The sequence below is a fragment of the Actinosynnema mirum DSM 43827 genome (genome assembly GCF_000023245.1).
Classification (GTDB): domain Bacteria; phylum Actinomycetota; class Actinomycetes; order Mycobacteriales; family Pseudonocardiaceae; genus Actinosynnema; species Actinosynnema mirum.
In genome coordinates this window covers 5,228,974-5,249,824 of sequence record NC_013093.1, presented here as the reverse complement: position 1 = coordinate 5,249,824, position 20,851 = coordinate 5,228,974, and the positions used below count along the sequence as shown (strand labels likewise).

Annotated in this window: 5 protein-coding genes and 2 pseudogenes; 5 read left to right on the top strand and 2 right to left on the bottom strand. The window is 77.4% G+C overall.

Annotation, left to right across the window (positions count from 1 at the left end; translation table 11 throughout):
• Positions 1–16 precede the first annotated feature (16 nt).
• The 5 genes and pseudogenes from AMIR_RS42870 to AMIR_RS22095 all read left to right on the top strand — a co-directional run.
• Positions 17–8,893 (top strand): annotated as a pseudogene (locus AMIR_RS42870) (SDR family NAD(P)-dependent oxidoreductase); the annotation flags it as partial.
• Positions 8,894–8,923: 30 nt separating this feature from the next.
• Positions 8,924–15,244 (top strand): annotated as a pseudogene (locus AMIR_RS22110) (thioester reductase domain-containing protein); the annotation flags it as partial.
• 486 nt (positions 15,245–15,730) lie between these two features.
• Positions 15,731–16,645 carry a metal ABC transporter solute-binding protein, Zn/Mn family gene (locus AMIR_RS22105; RefSeq protein WP_015803172.1) on the top strand — a complete coding sequence of 305 codons (915 nt, stop codon included), beginning with the start codon at positions 15,731–15,733 and terminating at the stop codon, positions 16,643–16,645.
• A complete protein-coding gene (locus tag AMIR_RS22100) occupies positions 16,642–17,382 on the top strand; it encodes a metal ABC transporter ATP-binding protein (protein WP_015803171.1) in 741 nt (246 codons plus the stop codon). Before AMIR_RS22105 ends, AMIR_RS22100 begins: the two co-directional genes overlap by 4 nt.
• Positions 17,379–18,263, top strand: coding sequence for a metal ABC transporter permease (locus AMIR_RS22095; protein WP_015803170.1), 885 nt, complete (start codon positions 17,379–17,381; stop codon positions 18,261–18,263). Before AMIR_RS22100 ends, AMIR_RS22095 begins: the two co-directional genes overlap by 4 nt.
• Before the next feature lie 185 nt (positions 18,264–18,448).
• Here the strand turns inward: AMIR_RS22095 and AMIR_RS22090 are convergent, their stop codons facing one another.
• Both AMIR_RS22090 and AMIR_RS22080 read right to left on the bottom strand, forming a co-directional pair.
• Entirely contained in the window at positions 18,449–19,891 is a 1,443-nt protein-coding gene (locus AMIR_RS22090) for a flavin monoamine oxidase family protein (protein WP_015803169.1), read from the bottom strand.
• A gap of 677 nt (positions 19,892–20,568) precedes the next feature.
• Positions 20,569–20,757 (bottom strand): HIT family protein, encoded by a 189-nt coding sequence (locus AMIR_RS22080; protein ID WP_015803168.1) that lies wholly within the window; start codon positions 20,755–20,757, stop codon positions 20,569–20,571.
• Positions 20,758–20,851: the final 94 nt, after the last annotated feature.

Genomic DNA, 20,851 nt, shown 5'->3' with positions numbered 1-20,851 from the left:
CGAGGCGAAGCTCCGCGAGTACCTGAAGAAGGCGATCGCCGACACCCGGCACGCCCAGGACAGGCTGCGCGAGCTGGAGGAGCGGCGCAGGGAGCCCGTCGCGGTCGTGGGCATGGCCTGCCGCTACCCCGGCGGCGTCGGCTCGCCGGACGACCTGTGGCGGCTGGTGGCCGAGGGCGGCGACGCCATCGGCGAGTTCCCCGCCGACCGGGGCTGGAACACCGAGCTGATCCACCACCCCGACCCGGAGCGCGCGGGCAGCACCTACACCCGCAACGGCGGTTTCCTGTACCGGGCGGGCGAGTTCGACGCGGCGTTCTTCGGCGTCTCCCCGCGCGAGGCGCAGGCCATCGACCCGCAGCACCGCCTGCTGCTGGAGACCGCGTGGGAGGCGCTGGAGCACGCGGGCGTCGACCCCACCGGCCTGCGCGGCAGCCGCACCGGGGTCTTCGCGGGGGCCATGTACCAGGACTACGCGCCCCCGGCAGGCCAGGCCCCTCCGGAGCTGGAGGGGCTGCTCGCGGCGGGCACGGCGGGCAGCGTCGCCTCCGGCCGCGTCGCCTACACCCTGGGCCTGGAGGGTCCCGCGGTCACCGTGGACACCGCGTGCTCGTCGTCGCTGGTGGCGATGCACCTGGCGGCGCAGGCGCTGCGCGGCGGCGAGTGCGACCTGGCGCTGGCGGGCGGGGTCACGGTCATGGCGACCCCGACCGTGTTCCTGGAGTTCAGCCGCCAGCGCGGGCTCGCCCCGGACGGCCGCTGCAAGGCGTTCGCCGAGGGCGCCGACGGCACCGGCTGGTCCGAGGGGGTCGGTCTGCTGCTCCTGGAGCGGCTCTCCGACGCCCAGCGCAACGGGCACCGGGTGCTCGCCGTGCTGCGGGGCTCGGCGGTCAACCAGGACGGCGCGTCCAACGGGCTGACCGCCCCCAACGGCCCCTCCCAGGAGCGGGTGATCCGGGCGGCGCTGGCCGCGTCGGGCCTGTCGGTGTCCGAGGTGGACGTCGTGGAGGCGCACGGCACCGGAACCCCGCTGGGCGACCCGATCGAGGCGCAGGCGCTGCTCGCCACCTACGGCCAGGGCCGTGACGCGGACCGGCCGCTGTGGTTGGGGTCGGTCAAGTCGAACCTGGGGCACACCCAGGCGGCGGCCGGGGTCGCCGGTGTGATCAAGGTCGTTCAGGCGATGCGGCACGGGGTGCTGCCCGCCACCCTGCACGTGGACGAGCCGACGTCCGGAGTGGACTGGTCCTCGGGCGGCGTGGAGCTGCTGCGCGAGTCCCGCCCGTGGCCCGAGGTGGACCGCCCCCGTCGTGCGGCCGTGTCCTCGTTCGGGATCAGCGGCACCAACGCCCACCTGATCCTGGAGCAGGCCCCCGAACCCGAACCGGACCCCGACCGCGACCTCCCCGAGCTGGTGCCGTGGGTGCTCTCCGGGCGCACCGAGGAGGCCGTGCTCGCCCAGGCCGCCCGGCTGGCCGAGCACGTGAACCGCACCCCCGGACAGCACCCGGCCGACGTCGGGCTCGCGCTCGCCACCACCAGGGCCGGACTGGGCGTGCGCGCGGTCGTGGTCGGCTCCGGGCGGGACGAGCTGGTCGACCGGCTGCGCACCCTCACCACCGAGGACGCGGTGCGCACCGTCGGCCCCGACCCCGACGTGGTGCTCGTCTTCCCCGGCCAGGGCACGCAGTGGGAGGGCATGGCGGCAGGGCTCCTGGAGGCGTCGCCGGTCTTCCGCGCCGTCCTGCTGGAGTGCGACGCCGCGCTGCTGCCGCACGTCGACTGGTCGGTGCTGGACGTGCTGCGGTCCGCGCCGGGCGCTCCCGGACTGGAGCGGGTCGACGTGGTGCAGCCCGTGTCGTTCGCGGTGATGGTGGGACTGGCCGCGCTGTGGCGGTCGGTCGGGATCGCGCCCTCGGCCGTGGTGGGGCACTCGCAGGGGGAGATCGCCGCCGCGGTGGTGGCGGGGGCGCTGTCCCTGGCGGACGGGGCGCGCGTGGTCGCCCTGCGCAGCAAGGCGATCGCCGAGCTGCTCAGCGGTCGGGGCGGGATGCTCTCGCTGGCCGTCTCCCGCGAGGAGGCGGAGGAGCTGGCAGGCGGGCTGGTGGAGGTCGCGGTCGTGAACGGCCCGGCGTCTGTGGTGCTGGCCGGGGACCCCGAGGCGTTGGCCGTGGTCGCCGCCCGGTGCGCCGAGCGCGGGGTGCGGCACCGGGTGCTGCCCGTGGACTACGCCTCGCACAGCGCGGCCGTCGAACCCCTGCGCGACCGGCTGCTCGCCGACCTGGCCCCCGTCCGCCCCAGGGCGGCCGAGATCCCGCTGTACTCCACGGTGACCGGCGCGCTCGCCGACACCACCGGACTCACCGCCGAGCACTGGTACCGGAACCTGCGCCTGCCGGTGCTGTTCGCCGACACCGCCCGCGCGGTCGCCGCCGACCACGGGCCCTCGGTGTTCATCGAGGTCAGCGCTCACCCGGTGCTGGTCTCCAGCATCGAGGACACCCTGGCGGACGCGCCCGTCGCCGCGTTCGGCACCCTGCGCCGCGACCAGGGGGACCAGCGCCGCTGGCTCACCGCCGTCGGCCAGGCCCACGCCCACGGCCTCGCCCCCGACTGGCGGTCCCTGCTGGGCCCGGCCGAACCCGTCGAACTGCCCACCTACGCGTTCCAGCGCAAGCACCACTGGCTCGCGGGCGCCCGCCCCGCCGACCCGGCCGGGCTCGGCCTCGCCCCCGCCGACCACCCGCTGCTCGGCGGCGTGCTGCGGCCCGCCGAGGGCGACGGGGTCGTGTTCACCGGCCGGATCGGCCTGGCCGGTCAGCCGTGGCTGGCCGACCACACCGTGCTGGGCGCGACGATCCTGCCGGGCGCGGCGCTCGTCGACCTCGCCCTCCACGCGGGGGACCAGCTCGGCGCGCCCTCGGTGGAGGAGCTGGTCACCGAGGCGCCCGTGCTGCTGCCCGCGGACGGCGCGGTCCAGGTGCAGCTCGTGGCCGCGCCCGGCGGCGAGGACCGCTGGGCGCTGACCTTCCACACGCGCCCCGACACCCCCGACGCGCCGTGGACCCGGCACGCGAGCGCCGTCCTCGGCCCCGAGGCCGACCCGGAACCCGCCGACCTGGGCCCGTGGCCCCCCGAGGGCGCCGAACCGCTCGACGTCGCCGAGGTCTACCCGGACCTGGCCGGGCACGGCCTCGACTACGGCCCGCTGTTCCAGGGCCTGGTGGCCGCCTGGCGGCACGGCGACGACCTGCTCGCCGAGCTCGAACTGCCCGCCGAGCCCGCGCCCGGCTTCGCCCTGCACCCCGCCCTGCTCGACGCCGCGCTGCACCTGCACGCGCACCGGGGCCTCGGTTCCGGCGAGGCCGCGCTCGCGTTCGCCTGGTCCGGCGTGCGGCTGCACGCCACCGGGGCCACCGCGCTGCGCATCCGGCTCACCCGCGAGGGCGCGGACGGCGTGCGGCTGCGCGCCGCCGACCCCGAGGGCGCCCCGGTGCTGGAGGTGGACGCGCTGACCACCCGCCCGGTGAGCGCCGACCGGCTGACCGCCCCGACCACCCGCCACCCGGCCCTGTTCCGCACCACCTGGGTCCCGGTGCGGCCCGTCGCGGAGCCGCTGGGCGCGCACACCGCGCTCACCCCGCCGTCCCTGCTGGAACCGGAACCGGGCGCGACCCCGGCCCGCACCGCCCGCGCCGCCACCGCCGAGGCGCTGGCGGGGCTGCGGGAGCTGCTCGCGGGCGACGGGCTCGTCGTGGTGCGCGTGGACGGGGCCTCGGCCGTGCGCCCCGGCGACCGGGTCGACCCGGCCGCCGCCGCCGTCGCGGGACTGGCCCGCACGGCGCGGGCCGAGCACCCCGACCGCGTCGTCCTGGTGGACGCGGCGGACGACGACGCGGCAGCCGTCGCGGCGGCCACCGCGCTGGCGCTGGACGAGCCGCACGTGGCCGTGCGCGGCGACACCCTGTACGCGCCCCGCCTCGTGGCGATCACCCCCGGCCGGGGGAGCGCGGTGGCGGCGACGCCCACCGGGACGGCCGGCCCCGCGCCGACCGGGACGGCCGGCCCCGCCGACGAGCCAGCCCCGCCCCGCCCCGCAGACGAGCCAGCCCCGCCCCGCCCCACCCCGGCCATGGCCGACGGCACCGTCCTGGTCACCGGCGGCACCGGCGCGCTCGGCGCCGTCACCGCCCGGCACCTCGTCACCGCCCACGGCGTCCGCCACCTGCTGCTCACCAGCCGCCGGGGCCCGGACGCCCCCGGCGCGGCCGAGCTCGCCGCCGAGCTGGCGGACCTGGGCGCCGAGGTCACCGTCGCCGCCTGCGACGCCGCCGACCGGGCCGCCCTCGCCCGGCTGCTCGACACCATCCCCGGCGACCGCCCGCTCACCGCCGTCGTGCACGTCGCGGGCGTCGGCGACAACGCCCTGGTCACCGCCATGACCGACGAGCAGCTCGCCGCCGTCCTGCGCGCGAAGGCCGACGCGGCCTGGAACCTGCACGAGCTGACCGAGGGCGCCGACCTGGCCGCGTTCGTCCTGTACTCCTCCACCGCGGGCGCGATGGGCAACCCCGGCATGGCCAACTACGCGGCGGGCAACGCGTTCCTGGACGCCCTCGCCACCCACCGCGCCCACCTCGGCCTGCCCGCGCTGTCGGTGGTCTGGGGCCTGTGGGACGTCACCGAGGGCCTGGTCGGCGCGCTGTCCGGGGTGGACCGGGCGCGCATGGCCGCGACCGGCCTGCGCCCCGTCACCGCCGAGCACGGCACGGCCCTGCTGGACGCCGCGCTGGCCGCCGGCGAGCCCGCGCCCGTCGCCGTGCCCGTGGACGTGGCCGCGCTCCGCTCCCGACCGGACGTCCCCGCGCTGCTGCGCGGCCTGGTGCGCTCCCCGGCCCGCCGCGCCGCCGCGAGCCGGGCCCCCGGCGGCGCGCTCGCCGACCGGCTGGCCAGGCTGCCCGAACCCGAGCGGCGCGCCCTGCTGCTGCGCGTGGTCACCGAGCACATCGGCGCGGTGCTGGGCCACGCCGACCACACCGCCATCCGGCCGGACCAGGCGTTCGGCGAGCTCGGCTTCGACTCGCTCACCGCCGTCGAGTTGCGCAACCGGCTGGCCGCCGCCACCGGCCTGCGCCTGCGCGCCACCCTCGCCTTCGACTACCCGACCCCGGCCGCGCTCGCCGACCACCTGCGCGCCACCCTGCTCGGCGACCGCGCCCAAGCCGCCCAGGCCGTCGCCCCGACCACCACGACCGAGCCGATCGCGATCGTGGGCATGGCCTGCCGCTACCCCGGCGGCGTGCACGGCCCCGACGACCTGTGGCGGCTGGTGGTCGAGGGCGGCGACGCCATCGGCGACTTCCCCACCGACCGGGGCTGGGACGTCGACGCCCTGTACGACCCCACCGGGGAGCGCCCGCGCAGCACCTACGCCCGCACCGGCGGCTTCCTGCCGGACGCCGCCGCGTTCGACAGCGACTTCTTCGGCATCAGCCCTCGCGAGGCGGCGGTCATGGACCCGCAGCAGCGCGTCCTGCTGGAGACCGCGTGGGAGGTGCTGGAGGCGGGCGGCGTCGACCCGGCGGGGCTGCGCGGCAGCCGCACGGGCGTGTTCGTCGGCCTGATCCGCCAGGAGTACGGCCCCCGCTCGGACACCATCGCCGACCAGCACGAGGCGCACTTCCTCACCGGCGGCGCGGCCAGCGTCGCCTCGGGGCGCGTCGCCTACGCGCTCGGACTCTCCGGCCCCGCCCTGACCCTGGACACCGCCTGCTCCTCCTCGCTGGTGGCCACCCACCTGGCGGCCCGGTCGCTGCGCGACGGCGAGTGCGACCTGGCCATCGCCGGGGGCGCGACCGTGATGGGCACCCCCGGCCTGTTCACCGGGTTCAGCCGCCAGCGCGGCCTGTCCCCGGACGGCCGGTGCAAGGCGTTCGCCGACGACGCCGACGGCACCGGGTTCGCCGAGGGCGTGGGCCTGCTGCTGCTGGAGCGGCTCTCCGACGCCCGCCGCAACGGGCACCGGGTGCTCGCCGTGGTGAAGGGCTCCGCGATCAACCAGGACGGCGCGTCCAACGGCCTGACCGCGCCGAACGGCCCCGCCCAGGAGCGCGTGATCACCCAGGCGCTGGCCGCCGCCGGTCTGCGCCCGTCCGAGGTGGACCTGGTGGAGGCGCACGGCACCGGCACCACCCTGGGCGACCCGATCGAGGCGCAGGCGCTGCTCGCCACCTACGGCCAGGGCCGTGACGCGGACCGGCCGCTCTGGTTGGGCTCGGTCAAGTCGAACATCGGGCACACCCAGGCGGCGGCCGGGGTCGCGGGCGTGATCAAGGCGGTGCAGGCGCTGCGGCACGGGGTGCTGCCCGCCACCCTGCACGTCGACCGGCCGACGGCGAAGGTCGACTGGGGCGCGGGCGAGGTCGCCGTGCTCACCGCCAACCGGGACTGGCCGGAGGGACCGGGCCCGCGCCGGGCGGGCGTCTCCGCCTTCGGGATCAGCGGCACCAACGCCCACCTGCTCCTCGAACAGGCCCCCGACCCCGAGCCCGCAGCCGAGCCCGCAGCCGGTCCCGCCACCGAGCCCGCAGCCGAGGTCGCCACCGGTCCCGCCACCGGTCCCGCGGCCGAGGCCGCTGCAGGTCCCGCCACCGGTCCCGCTGCAGGTCCCGCCACCGGTCCCGCGGCCGAGGCCGCTGCAGGTCCCGCCACCGGTCCCGCTGCAGGTCCCGCCAGCGGTCCCGCGGCCGAGGCCGCTGCAGGTCCCGCCACCGGTCCCGCTGCAGGTCCCGCCAGCGGTCCCGCGGCCGAGGCCGCTGCAGGTCCCGCCACCGGTCCCGCTGCAGGTCCCGCCAGCGGTCCCGTCACCGAGCCCTCGCGCCCGGACGGCCCGGTGCTGTGGACGCTGTCCGCCCGCACCGACGCCGCCCTGCGCGCCCAGGCCGCCCGGCTCGTCGAGCACGTCCGGGCCAACCCGGACCTGCGCCCGTCGAGCGTCGGCCGCTCCCTGGCCACCACCCGCACCGCCTTCGACCGGCGCGCGTTCGCCGTCGGCGACGACCCGGCCGCGCTGGCCGAGGCCCTCGCCGCCGCCGCCGACACGCCCACCACCGCCGCGCCCGGCGGGCTGGCGGTGCTGTTCTCCGGCCAGGGCGCGCAGCGCGTCGGGGCGGGACGGGGCCTGCGCGCCGCCCACCCGGTGTTCGCGCGGGCCTGGGACGAGGCGCTGGCCGCCGTGGAGGCCGAGCACTCCGGCCCGGTCCCGGTGCGGGAGGTCCTGGACGCCCGCCCCGACCTGGTGGACCGCACCGACTACGCGCAAGCCGGCCTGTTCGTGGCGCAGACGGCGTTGTTCCGGCTCTACGAGTCCTGGGGGCTGCGCCCCGAGCTGCTGATCGGGCACTCGGTCGGGGAGATCGCCGCCGCCCACGTCGCGGGCGTCCTCGACCTCCCCGACGCGGCCCGCCTGGTCGCGGCCAGGGGCCGGTTGATGGCCCAGCTGCCGCCGGGCGGGGTGATGATCGCCGTCGAGGCCACCGAGGACGAGGCCCGCGCCGCCGTCGACGGGGACCCCGAGGTCGCCGTCGCCGCCGTCAACGGCCCGCGCTCCGTCGTGCTCTCCGGGACCGAGGCGAGCACGACGGCCGCCGCCGACCGCCTCACCGGGCGGCGCGCCAAGCGGCTGCGCGTCGGCCACGCCTTCCACTCCCCGCTCATGGCCCCGGTCCTGGACGACTTCCGCGCCGTCCTCGACACCCTGACCTACCACGAACCCGCGCTCGGCGTGGTGTCCACGGTGACCGGTGAGCCCGCCACCGGTGACGCGCTCACCGGCCCCGACCACTGGGTGCGGCACGTCCTGGACACCGTCCGCTTCGCCGACGCGGTCCGCGCCGCCGACGCCGCGGGCTGCACCCGGTTCCTGGAGATCGGCCCCGACGCCGTCCTGGTGTCCCAGGCCGAACGGGTCCTGGACGGCGGACGCCACGTGCTGGTCGCCGCGCTGCGCTCCGGCCGCGACGAGCCGCGCACCGCCCTCGCCGCGCTCGGCGCGCTGCACGCCGCAGGCGCCACCCCCGACTGGGCCGCGGTCTTCGGCGGCACGACCCCGACCGTGCCGCTGCCCACCTACGCCTTCCAGCGCAGGCGCTTCTGGCTCGACCAGGACGGGCGCCCGCTGCCCGCCGACGGCCACCGCCCGCCCGCGCCCGGCGCCCCGGCCCCGCCGCACGTCCCCGCCCAGGCCACCCACGACGACCACGCGGTCGCGGCCCCCGACCACCGCCAGGCCGTCCCCGACCACCGCCCGGCCGTCCCTGGCCACCACCCGGCCACCCCCGGCCACCACCCGACCACCCCCGACGACCACCCGACCGCCACCCGCACCACCCTCGCCGACCGCCTCGCCGCGCTCCCCGCCGAGGAGCGGGCCGAGCTGGTGCTCGACCTGGTCCGCGACCAGGTCGCCGAGGTCCTGGAGCACGACCGGGCCGACGACGTCGACCCCGACCACCCCTTCCAGGACCTCGGCTTCGACTCGGTGACCGGGGTCGAGCTGCGCAACCGGCTCACCGCCCGCACCGGCGTCCACCTGCCCGCCACCACCGTCTTCGACCACCCCACGCCCCGCGCCGTCGCCGCCCACCTGCGCGACCTGCTCACCCAGGACGCCGACCCGCTGACCGGGCTGGACCTCGGCCTTGCCGAGTGGGGCGCGCGACTGGCCGGGGCCGACCTCGCCCCGGAGGGCCGCGCGGCACTCGCCGAGCGCCTGCGGGACCTGCTCGCCGAGCTGACCGGGGAGCGGCGCGCCGGGGAGGACGGCCTCGCCGCCGCCTCCGCCGAGGAGATCTTCGACTTCATCGACAACCAGCTCGGACGAGCAGCCCGCTGACGGGCGGACCGAAGGAGGACGTGTCCGATGCCCGATGACCAGAAGGCCGTCGAGTACCTGAAGTGGGTCACCGCCGACCTGCGGCGCACCCGCGACCGCCTGTCCGAGCTGGAGGCCGCGGCGGACGAGCCGATCGCGATCATCGGCATGGGCTGCCGCTTCCCCGGAGGGGCGCACGGCCCCGACGGGCTGTGGCGGCTGGTGGCCGAGGAGCGGGACGCCATCACCGAGTTCCCCGCCGACCGGGGCTGGGACGTGGCGGCCCGCTACGACCCGAGGCCGGGCAGGCCGGGCAAGACCTACACCCGGCACGGCGGGTTCCTGCACGACGCCGCCGAGTTCGACGCGGAGTTCTTCCGCATCTCGCCCCGCGAGGCCACCGCCATGGACCCGCAGCAGCGGCTGCTGCTGGAGGTCGCCTGGGAGGCGGTGGAGCACGCGGGCATCGACCCGAGGTCGCTGGCGGGCAGCCGGACCGGCGTGTTCGCGGGCATCGCCGCCCAGACCTACAACCAGTCGCTGGACCAGCGCGAGTACGCCGGATACCTGGCCACCGGCGTGGTCGGCAGCGTCGCCTCCGGCCGCGTCGCCTACGCGCTCGGCCTGGAGGGCCCCGCCATCACCCTGGACACCGCCTGCTCCTCGTCGCTGGTGGCCGCGCACCTGGCCGTGCGGTCGCTGCGCGCGGGCGACTGCGACCTCGCGCTCGCGGGCGGGGCCTCGGTCACCGGGAGCCTGGACGGCTGGCTGGAGTTCAGCGCCCAGGGCAACCTGGCCCCGGACGGCCGGTGCAAGTCGTTCGCCGCCTCCGCCGACGGCACCGGCTGGTCCGAGGGCGTCGGCCTGCTCCTGCTGACCAGGCTCTCGCGGGCCAGGGAGCTGGGCCACCCGGTGCTGGCCCTGATCCGGGGCAGCGCGGTCAACCAGGACGGCGCCAGCAACGGGCTGGCCGCCCCCAACGGCCCCGCGCAGGAGCGGGTGATCCGGGCGGCCGTCGCCGACGCCGGGATCACCCCGGCCGACGTGGACGCCGTCGAGGCGCACGGCACCGGCACCACCCTGGGCGACCCCATCGAGGCCCAGGCGCTGCTCGCCGCCTACGGCAGGGGAAGACCGGGCGACCGGCCGCTGTGGCTCGGCTCGCTCAAGTCCAACCTCGGGCACGCCCAGGCCGCGGCGGGCGTGGGCGGCGTGATCAAGATGGTGCAGGCGATCCGGCACGGCCTCCTGCCCAGGACCCTGCACGTGGACGAGCCGACGCCCGAGGTCGACTGGAGCCGGGGCGCGGTGGAGCTGCTGCGCGAGTCCCGGCCGTGGCCGGAGGTGGACCGGCCGCGCCGCGCGGGCGTGTCCTCGTTCGGCATCAGCGGCACAAACGCCCACCTCATCCTCGAACAGGCCCCCGAACCCGAAGCCGCGCCTGCCGCCGAGCCCGCGCCCGCCGCGCCGCGCGACCTCGCCGGGGTCGTGCCGCTGCTGCTGTCCGCGCCCACCGACGCGGCCCTGCGCGCGCGGGCCGCCGACCTCGCCGACCACCTCGACGCCCACGACCACCACCCCGCCGACGTCGCGCACGCGCTCGTCGCCACCCGCACCCGCTTCGACCGCAGGGCCGTCGTCGTCGGCGGCGACCGGGCCGAGCTGGCGTCCGGGCTGCGCGCCCTCGCGGACGGCTCGCCGGACGCGCTCACCGGCTCGGGCCGCCCCGGCGGGCTGGCCCTGCTGTTCGCCGGGCAGGGCGGGCAGCACGCGGGCATGGGCCAGGGCCTGCGCGCCGCCCACCCGGTGTTCGCCCGCGCGCTCGACGAGGCGATCGACGCCGTGGACGCCGAGCTCGACGGGCACGCCGAGCACTCCGTGCGCGCCGCGCTCGAACGGCACGACGGGCTGCACGACCGCATGGTCTACGCCCAGACCGCCCTGTTCGCGCTGGAGACCGCCCTGTTCCGGCTGGTCGAGAGCTGGGGCCTGCGCCCGGACTGGGTGGCGGGCCACTCGGTCGGCGAGGTCGCCGCCGCCCACGCGGCGGGCGCCCTGTCCCTGGGCGGGGCGGCGCGACTGGTCGCCGCCAGGGGCAGGCTCATGGACGGCCTCGCCCCCGGCGGGGCCATGATCGCCCTGGAGGCCACCGAGGCCGAGGCCGAGCGGGAGCTGGCCGGGGAGCCCCTGGTCGGCGTCGCCGCGATCAACGGCCCGCGCTCGGTCGTGATCTCCGGGGCCCACCGGCCCGCCGAGGCCGTCGCCGCCCGCTTCGCCGCCAGGGGCCGCCGCGTCAAGCGGCTGCGCGTCAGCTGCGCCTCGCACTCGCCGCTGATGGAGCCGATGCTCGCCGAGTTCCACCGGATCGCCTCCACCGTCGAGCACGCCCCGCCCCGCGTTCCCCTGCTGTCCACGGTCACCGGGCGCCCCGTCGAGGACGGCGAGCTCGGCCCCGACCACTGGACCCGGCACGCCCGCCGCTCCGTCCGCTTCCTGGACGCGGTGACCCGGCTGGACGAGCTCGGGGTGACCGCGCTGCTCGAGGTCGGCCCGGACGGGGCGCTCACCGCGCAGGCGCAGCGCGTCCTGGACGACTCGGAGCGGGACGGGCGCCTCGCGGTCCCCCTGCTGCGGCCGGGCCACGACGAGCCGCGCACCGCCGCGACCGCCCTCGGCGCGCTGTGCGCGGCGGGCCTCACCCCCGACTGGGCCGCCGTGCACGGCCGCGACGCCCGCCCGGTCGAGCTGCCCACCTACCCGTTCCAGCGCCGCCGCTACTGGCTGCGCGCCACCGGGTCCACCGAGGTCGCCGACCTCGGCCTCGCCCCCGCCGACCACCCGCTGCTCGGCTCGCTCGCCCAGCGCGCGGACGCCGACACCGCCCTGCTCGCCGGCAGGCTGTCCACCGCCGCGCACCCCTGGCTCGCCGACCTGCCGGGCAGCGCCGACGCGGCGCTGGTCGACCTGGCGCTGCGCGCGGCCGACCGCACCGACTGCGACGTGGTGCGCGAGCTGTCCCTGCACGGCCCCGTCCGGCTCGCCGCCGGGGACGCCACCACCCTGCAGCTGGCCGTGGCCGCGCCGGACGACGCGGGGGAGCGGGCGTTCACCGTCCACGCCCGCGCGGACGCCGCCGACGGCGCCTGGGAGCTGGTGGCGTCCGGGGCGCTGGCCAGGCAGGTCGCGCTGCCCGCGCCGCCCGCCGAGGAGTGGCCGCCACCGGGGGCCCAGGCGGTGGAGGTCGACGCCGCGCTCGCCGGGCTGGGCGTCACCGCCGTGCTGCGCCGGGGCGACGAGCTGTTCGCCGACCTGGCCCCGCCCGCCGACCGGCTCGCCGCCGGGTTCGGCCTGCACCCGCTGCTCCTGCACGCCGCCACCGCCCCGCGCCCCGGCGGCGACGCCACCCGCCCGCGCCGCTGGCGCGACGTCCGCCTGCACGCCACCGGCGCGGGCGCGCTGCGCGTGCGCCTCACCCCCGGCGACGGGCGGTCGTTCGCGCTCACCGCCCACGACCGCTCCGGCCTCCCTGTGCTCACGGTGGGCGAGGTCGCCACCGCGCCCGCCGACCGGGGCCGGGGCGCCGAGCACGACGCCCTGTTCCGCGTCACCTGGGAACCCACCCGGCTGCCCGCCGCCGACCGCGCCCCCGAGTGGGCCTGGGACAGCGACCACCGGCCGGGCGGGCGGGCCCCGGAGGTGCTGCTGCTGCGCCCGAGCCCGGCCCGCCCGCACGACCCGGTCCCGGCCGCGCACGACCTGCTCCGGCACGCCATGGCCCGGCTGCGGGACCTGCTCGCCGATCCCGCACTCGCCGCGACCAGGCTGGTCGTGCTCACCGAGGGCGCGGTCGCCACCGACGCGGCCGAGGAGGCGGACCTGGCGGGCGCGGCCCTGTGCGGCCTGGTCCGCTCGGTCCAGTCCGAGCACCCCGACCGGGTCGTGCTCGTCGACACCGCCACGGGGGGCGACCCGGACCCGGCCCCGGTGCTGGCCGCCGCGCTGGCCGTGGGCGAGCCCCAGTTCGCCCTGCGCGGCGACCGGGTCCTGGTGCCCCGCATGTCCAGGCTGCCGCTGCCGTGGCCGCCCGCCACCCCGTGGCGCGCCGACGGGACCGTGCTGATCACCGGCGGCACCGGCGCCCTCGGCGCGACGGTGGCCCGGCACCTGGTGCGCGGGCACGGCGTCCGCCGCCTGCTGCTGACCAGCCGCCGGGGACCCGAGGCGGCGGGCGCCGCCGACCTGGTGGCCGAGCTGACCGCCCTGGGCGCCGACGTCACCGTCGCCGCCTGCGACGTCACCCGCCGGGAGGCCGTGCGCGACCTGCTCGCCTGCGTCCCCGACGCGCACCCGCTGTCCGCCGTCGTGCACACCGCGGGCGTGCTGGCCGACGGGATGCTCGCCTCGCTCACCGAGGACGACCTCACCTCGGTGCTGCGCCCCAAGGTCGACGCGGCCTGGCACCTGCACGAGCTGACCCGCGACGCCGACCTGTCCGCGTTCGTCCTGTTCTCCTCGGTGACCGGCGTGATGGGCACCCCCGGCCAGGCCAACTACGCCGCCGCCAACAGCTTCCTGGACGCGCTGGCCGCCCACCGCGCCCGCCGCGGCCTGCCCGCGGTGTCCGTGGCCTGGGGGCTGTGGGAGGGGGCCAGCACCATGACCGAGCACCTCACCGAGGTGCACCTGACCCGCATGGCCAAGGAGGGCCTGCTGCTCCTTCCCGTCGACCTCGGCATGGCCGTCCTGGACGCCGCCGCGGGCCAGCCGGAGCCCGCCGTGGTCGGGATGCCGGTCGACCTCGCCGCCACCCGCGCCCACCACGCGCAGCCCGTGCTGATGCGCGGCCTCACCAGGACCAGGCTCCGCCCCGAGTCCGCCGAGGCGGGCGCGGCCGGTGGCGGCGCGCTGCTGGAGCGGCTGGCCGCGCTGGACGCCCCGGCCCGCCGGTCGCTGCTGCTCGGGATCGTCGCCGAGCACGCCGCCGCCGTCCTCGGCCGGGACGAGCCGCTGGCCGCCGACCAGGTGTTCCAGGACGCGGGCTTCGACTCGCTCACCGCCGTCGACCTGCGCAACCGCCTGGCCAAGGTGGTGCCCGCGCCCCTGCCCGCCACCGCCGTGTTCGACCACCGCACCCCGGAGGCGCTGGCCGGGCGCCTGCTCGCCGACCTGCTCGGCGAGCGGGTGGCCGAGACCGGGGTCGACCTGGCGGCCGAGATCGCCCTGGCCCCCGACGTCGTCGCGGACACCGCCCCGCACCTGACCACCGACCCCGCCGACGTCCTGCTCACCGGGGCCACCGGCTTCCTCGGGGCGTTCCTGCTGCGCGACCTGCTGCGGCACACCCGCGCCAGGGTGCACTGCCTGGTGCGCGGCGCCGACGAGCCGGACGCCCGGCGGCGCCTGCTGCGCACGGCCGAGCGCTACGGCACCGGGATCGACCTGGACCGCGTCGAGGTCGTCGTCGGCGACCTCGCGCAGCCGGGCCTCGGCCTGGCCCCCGAGGTCTTCGACCGGTTGGCCCGCACCGCCGAGGTGGTGTTCCACGCGGGCGCGGGCGTCAACTGGATCTACCCGTACCCGGAGCTGAAGGCGGCCAACGTCGGCGGCACCGAGGAGGTCCTGCGGCTGGCCGCCCGGCACCGCACCGTGCCGGTGCACCACGTGTCCTCCACCGGCGTCTACGACCAGCGGCCCGGCACGCGCCTGACCGAGCTGGACCCCACCGGCCCACCCGAGGTCCTCGGCAACGGCTACCGGCGGTCCAAGTGGGTCGCGGAGGGCCTGGTCGAGCTGGCCAGGCGGCGCGGCGTCCCGGTGTCGGTGTACCGGGTCGACTCGATCTCCGGCGACCAGGAGCGCGGCGCCTGCCAGGACCAGGACTTCGTGTGGCTGAGCGTGCGCGGCATCCTGGAGTCCGGGGCCGCGCCGGAGGGGCTCGACATCGCCTTCCACCCCACCCCGGTGGACTTCGTCAGCCGCGCCGTGGTCGCGCTCGCGGGCAGACCCGCGAGCCTCGGCGAGACCGGCCTCGGCGAGACCTACAACGTGTCCAACGAGGACTCGCTGACCTTCACCGAGGTCGTGACCGCGCTGCGCGGGATGGGCTACGACCTCCCCGAGGTGCCCAGGGAGCGGTGGAGCGAGCTGGTCCGCCGCGACCCGTCGAACGCGCTGACGCCGCTGCTCGACGTGTTCGAGCTGGCGTTCACCGGCGCGGGCGGCTACCCGGACATCGCCACCAAGAAGCTCGACGACGCGCTGACGGGCACCCCGGTGAGCTGCCCGCCGATCACCGGGGAGCTGCTGGCGACCTACCTGGGGTTCTTCGTGCGCACCGGCTACTTCCCGCCGCCGCCGGGTGGGACCCGCTGATCCTGCTCGCCTGACACCGGTCCCGGCGGCACGTCCGCCGGGACCGGTTCGCGTGCGCGGGGAGTGGTTCGTGTCGCTGGGACCGGTTCGTGTTCGCTGGGGCCGGTTCGCGTCGCTGGGGCCGGTCCGCGCTCGTCGGGACCGGTTCGTGTTCGCTGGGGCCGGTTCGCGTCGCTGGGGCCGGTCCGCGCTCGTCGGGACCGGTTCGCGTTCGCTGGGGCCGGTTCGCGTTCGCTGGTGGTGGTTCGCGTTCACCGGGACCGGGGTCCGCGTCGCCGGGACTGATCCGACCCGCCCGCGCCGCTTGCGCCGTTCGCGCCGCCCGCCTGCTCCCCGCCCGCCGCCGGGCGCCCAGCCGCGCCCGGCGGTGGCGAACCCGTCCGCGCGCCGCCCCGCGCAGGTCCGGCGCGCCGGGTTAGCGCCCGGTTAGCCCTTCCCGCACGCGCTCCCTGTCCACCCCGCCCACCCGACCCTAGGTTCGGTGCCATGCCCCAACTTCCCCGAGTGGTGGGCGCGATCACCTCGATCGCGCTGCTGACCGCGGCCTGCGGCGCCGCGGGCGGCGCGACCTCGGACGGCAGGCCCGTGGTGCTGACGACCTTCACCGTGCTCGCCGACATCGCGGCCAACGTCGCGGGCGGGCGCCTCCGGGTCGAGTCGATCACCCGGCCCGGCGTCGAGGTCCACGGCTACGAGCCGACCCCGGCCGACGTCAAGAAGGCGGCGCGGGCGGACCTGGTGGTGGACAACGGACTTGGCCTCGAAGCGTGGGCCGCCAAGTACACCGAGGACGCGGGCGCGCCGCGCGTGGTCGCCAGCGCGGGCGTCACCCCCATCCCGATCAGCGAGGACGCGCGGGCAGGCGAGCCGAACCCGCACGCCTGGATGTCCCCGCTCACCACCCGCGCCTACGTCGACAACCTCGTGGCGGCGTTCAGCGACCTCGCCCCCGAGCACGCCGGGCACTTCCGCGCCAACGGCGAGCGCTACCGCGCCGAGCTGCTGCGGGCGCACGAGGACCTGGTGTCCGCGCTGCGCGCCGTGCCCGATGACCGCCGCTCCCTGGTCACCTGCGAGGGCGCTTTCCCCTACCTGGCCCGCGACGCCGGCCTGACCGACCACTACCTGTGGGCGGTCAACGCCGAGCGGCAGGCCACCCCGCGCCAGGTCGCCCGCGTCGTCGACCACGTGCGGGCCGCCGGGGTGCCCGCCGTGTTCTGCGAGTCCACCGTCTCCGACGCCCCCATGCGCCAGGTCGCCGCCGCGACCGGGGCCGCGTTCGGCGGCGTGCTCCACGTGGACTCGCTCTCCGAGCCCGACGGCCCCGTGCCCACCTACCTCGACCTGATCCGGCACGACGCGCGCACCATCGCCGCCGCCCTCACCGGGGGCGCGCGGTGAGCGCCCTGGAGGTGCGGGGCGTGACGGTCCGCTACGGCGACGTGCTCGCCCTCGACGGGGTCACCCTCGACCTGGCCGAGGGCCGGGTGTGCGGGCTGGTCGGCGTGAACGGCTCCGGGAAGTCGACCCTGTTCAAGGCCATCACCGGGCTGGTGCGCCCCGAGCGCGGCCGGGTGCTGGTCGCGGGCGGCGGGCCCCTCGCGGCCAGGCGGGCGGGCGCGGTCGCCTACGTGCCGCAGAGCGAGGCCGTCGACTGGGGCTTCCCGGTGTCGGTGCGGGACGTGGTCATGACCGGGAGGCACGGCAGGCTGGGCTTCACCCGGCGACCCGGCCGCGCCGACCACGACGCCGTCGACCGGGCCCTCGACCGGGTCGGCCTCACCGCGCTGGCGGGCAGGCAGATCGGCAGCCTGTCCGGCGGGCAGCGCAAGCGCGCGTTCGTCGCGCGCGGCATCGCCCAGCGGGCGCGCGTGCTGCTGCTGGACGAGCCGTTCGCGGGCGTGGACAAGCGCTCCGAGGCGCTGATGACCGCCCTGCTGCGCGAGCTGGCCGCCGACGGCGCGGCCGTGCTGGTGTCCACGCACGACCTGCGCGCCCTGCCCGAGCTGGCCGACGAGGCGGTGCTGCTCATGCGCCGCGTCCTGGCCAGGGGGGCGCCGCACGACGTGCTGACCCCGGACACCCTCGCCCGCGCGTTCGGGCTCGACGCGACCGCGCGGGACGGGGAACCGGTGTGAACGTCTGCGAACTGCTCGTCGAACCGCTCACCTACGGCTTCATGGCGCGGGCGCTGCTCGCCTCCGTGGTGGCCGCCGCGGTGTGCGCGGTGCTGTCCTGCTGGCTGGTGCTCATCGGCTGGTCCCTGATGGGCGACGCGGTGTCGCACGCCGTGCTGCCCGGCGTCGTGCTGGCCCACGTCGCGGGCGCCCCGTTCGCGCTGGGCGCGGTGGTGTCCGGGTTCCTGGCGGTGGCGCTGATCGGCGCGGTGCGCGACGCGGGCCGGGTCAAGGAGGACGCCGCGATCGGCGTCGTGTTCACCACCCTGTTCGCGCTCGGGCTGGTGCTGGTGTCGGTGGTGCCCAGCCAGACCGACCTGGGGCACGTCGTGTTCGGGAACGTCCTGGGGGTCAGCCGGGCGGACCTGGCGCAGATCGCGGCGCTGGGCGCGGTCGCGCTGACCGCGCTGCTGCTCAAGCGCCGCGACTTCACCCTCTACGCCTTCGACCCGGTGCACGCCCACGCCATCGGCCTCAGCCCCCGCCTGCTCGGCGCGGCCCTGCTCGGGCTGCTCGCGCTGACGTGCGTGGTGGCCCTGCAGGTGGTCGGCGTGGTCCTGGTGGTGGCGATGCTGATCCTCCCCGGCGCGACCGCCCACCTGCTGACCGACCGGTTCGGGCGGATGCTGGTGATCGCCCCGGCGCTCTCGGTCGGCTCGGCGGTGGCGGGGCTGTACCTGAGCTACCACCTGGACACCGCGTCCGGCGCGACCGTGGTCCTGGTGCAGGGGGTGGTGTTCCTGCTGGCCTACCTGCTCGCTCCCCGGCACGGCGTGCTGGGGGCCCGGATCGCCTCGGGCGTCCGACGCGCCCGGTCGGTTGGTCAGGGGGTGGAGGGCTAGGGCGTCCCCCCGCCCGCGAGCACTCGCCTGCCAGCCCCCGCCTGCGTGCCCCTGCCTGCGAGCACCCGCCCGCGAGCACTCGCCCGCGCCGCGCCGGGAGCGCGACCCGACCGCGTGGGGGGAGGGACGGCCCCCGAGGGGCCGCCCCACCGCCAGCCCGCCGCCCCCGCCGGTCAGCAGCCCGGTCAGCCCCCGGCCAGCCCGACGGCCTGCTTGCCCGCGTTCGCCCCGGACTCGATGGCCCCCTCGACGAACCCGACCCAGCCGCTGGCGATGTCGCTGGTGGCGAACGCCACCCGCCCGTGTGGCCGCTGGATCGCCGGGAGCTGGTTGGTCAGCTGCTTGGGCTTGCGCAGCGCCCACCCGCCCCGCGCGTAGGGGTCCGCGCCCCAGTCGTGCGCCCGGTAGCGGACCAGCGTCGCGCCGGGCAGCATCCTCCGCAGCTCCCGCTCGACGGCCGCCCGGCTGCCCAGGTCCAGCGCGGGCAGCGTGTTCAGCCCCATCATGATCTGCCGGTCCGCGCCGACCCTGCTGTGCGACAGGACGGTCGTGAACGGGTCGCCCTCCGCGCCCGTGGCCAGCACCGCGTCCGGGACGCCCTCCACCAGCATCCACATCTTGCGCACGTTCGGCACGCCGACGCCCTCGGCGCCCGCCGCCCGGTGCACCTGGGGGAGCGTCGGGGAGAACGCGATCGTCGGCCACAGGTTCACCGGCACGGCCACCACCACCGCGCGGGCCGTGTAGGCCGTCCCCGTCGTCGTGACCACCCTGACCCTGGAACCGGTGTCGGTGACCGAGGCGACCGGCGCGCGCAGCTTCAGGTCCGCCCCCGACTCGGCGAGGATCGCCTCCAGGAGCGTCCGCATCCCCGGCCCGACCCGGTGGCTCTGCGCCTGGTACCAGTTCTGCGCGTTCCAGCCGACCAGCGCCCACCACTGCGCCAGCGAGGTCAGCGCGCCGAACCCGCTCGAACCTCCGGACTGCCCCGCCGTGACCCCGTTCAGCAGCAGCTCGTCGGCCCGGCTCAGGTTCAGCTGGCCGATGCGGTCGCGCAGCGTCAGCGCGTCCAGCGGGGTGACCAGGTCTCTGCGGTACATCGGGTCGTTGGGTCTGGGGAAGTAGGTCTCCGCCCCCTCGAACAGCCTGGCCAGCAGGCCGCCCTGCCGGGTCGCGTAGTCGCCCAGCGGCATCGGGGCGAACCCGTCGGGCGTGGGCGCCACCGCGTGGTCGAGCGGCAGGCTCGCCGCGGCGAGGACGCCGTAGCGCTCCAGCTCGGCGGTGACCAGCGGCATCGAGGAGTCCACGAACTGGCCGCCCATCTCGACCACCTCGCCCTCGAAGGTGTCGGTCCAGGTGCGCCCGCCGATCCGGTCGCGTGCCTCCAGCACGAGCGTGCTCACCCCGCGCGCCCCCAGCTCCCGCGCGGCGACCGCGCCCGCGAACCCCGCGCCCACGACGATCGCGTCGTAGGTCGTGGCCGCGCCCGCGTCCACGTCCGAGGCGGACGCGGACCCGGTGCGCCCGACCGCGGCGGTCACGCCGCCCGTGGCCAGCGCGAGCCCGCCCGCGGCCAGCAGCTTGCGGCGGGATAAGCCGTTCTTCGAGTTTTCTGCCTGCGTGTTCACGACGCTTCCCTCATTTTTGGGCGCACTGGTCCGCCAGTCCGCCGTGCGCGGTGGGCGCGGCGGACTGCCGGTGCGTGCGGCGGTTCGGGTGGTGCGGAGTGTGCGCTGGCGCGGCGAGAAGACCGCGCGTCGTTCTCGGTCGTGGTCCTGTCGTGCCCCGGTTCTGCCCCCTGCGCCGGTGCGGCGTCGATCCGCTGTGGCCTGCTGCCGGGCGATGAGCGGTGGCTCACGCGCTCCGGTCGTGCGAAGGGGGACGCGCGAGAGGCGCCTGCCCCGGTCGGGCCGCCCCGCGCGAAGGCCCCGCGCCGCTGTCCGCGCGGTGCTCCAGCGGGAAACCGGCCTGGCTGGACACGTCTACCCCAGACTGCCCGACCGCTTCCCCACCGCCCCCGAGGTGTCGCGCCGTCCGACGTCGTCGTGCGGACGGGTGAAGAGGAGAGTGGTGTCGCCTAGCTCGTCGTGCTCCGCCGTGCTCGCCGCCGCCGCCCCCGCCCGGCCGCTCCGAAGGTCGTCGGGAGCGCTCGCCGCGTCACGTCTCAAGTCAAGCCACCCGGACGGCGGTAGACAATCCCCAGGACGCTCAGATGGATGTTCGAGCCGCTACGCGGCGACCACGAGCGGGCGGCCGAGCGGGTGACCTGGCTGGTCCTGCGGGGAACGATCGGGGGTGGGGGAGGTCAGCGGAAGTGCTCGGTGAGCCTGGAGGCGAGGTCGGCCAGTTCCGGTGCGTGGCGGCGGGAGTCGACGAGGAGGTGGCCGGGGAAGCCTGCGGGGTGGTGGGTGACCACGACCAGGTCGTCGTGCCACACCCGCGGGCCGACCAGTGGGCCCTCGCCCCCGTGCTTGCGGCAGATCAGGCAGACCATCGGGGGAGTCTGAAGAGCTCGAGGGCTTCTCCTCCCGTGGTAGGAGAGCGGCTCCTCCCGCGGGACCGCCGTTCCCGCCGAACGGGCTCCCGCC

Coding starts and splice junctions, on each gene's coding strand:
- AMIR_RS22105 (WP_015803172.1), top strand. CDS start 15,731: ATGCCCCAACTTCCCCGAGTGGTGGGCGCGATCACCTCGATCGCGCTG.
- AMIR_RS22080 (WP_015803168.1), bottom strand. CDS start 20,757: ATGGTCTGCCTGATCTGCCGCAAGCACGGGGGCGAGGGCCCACTGGTC.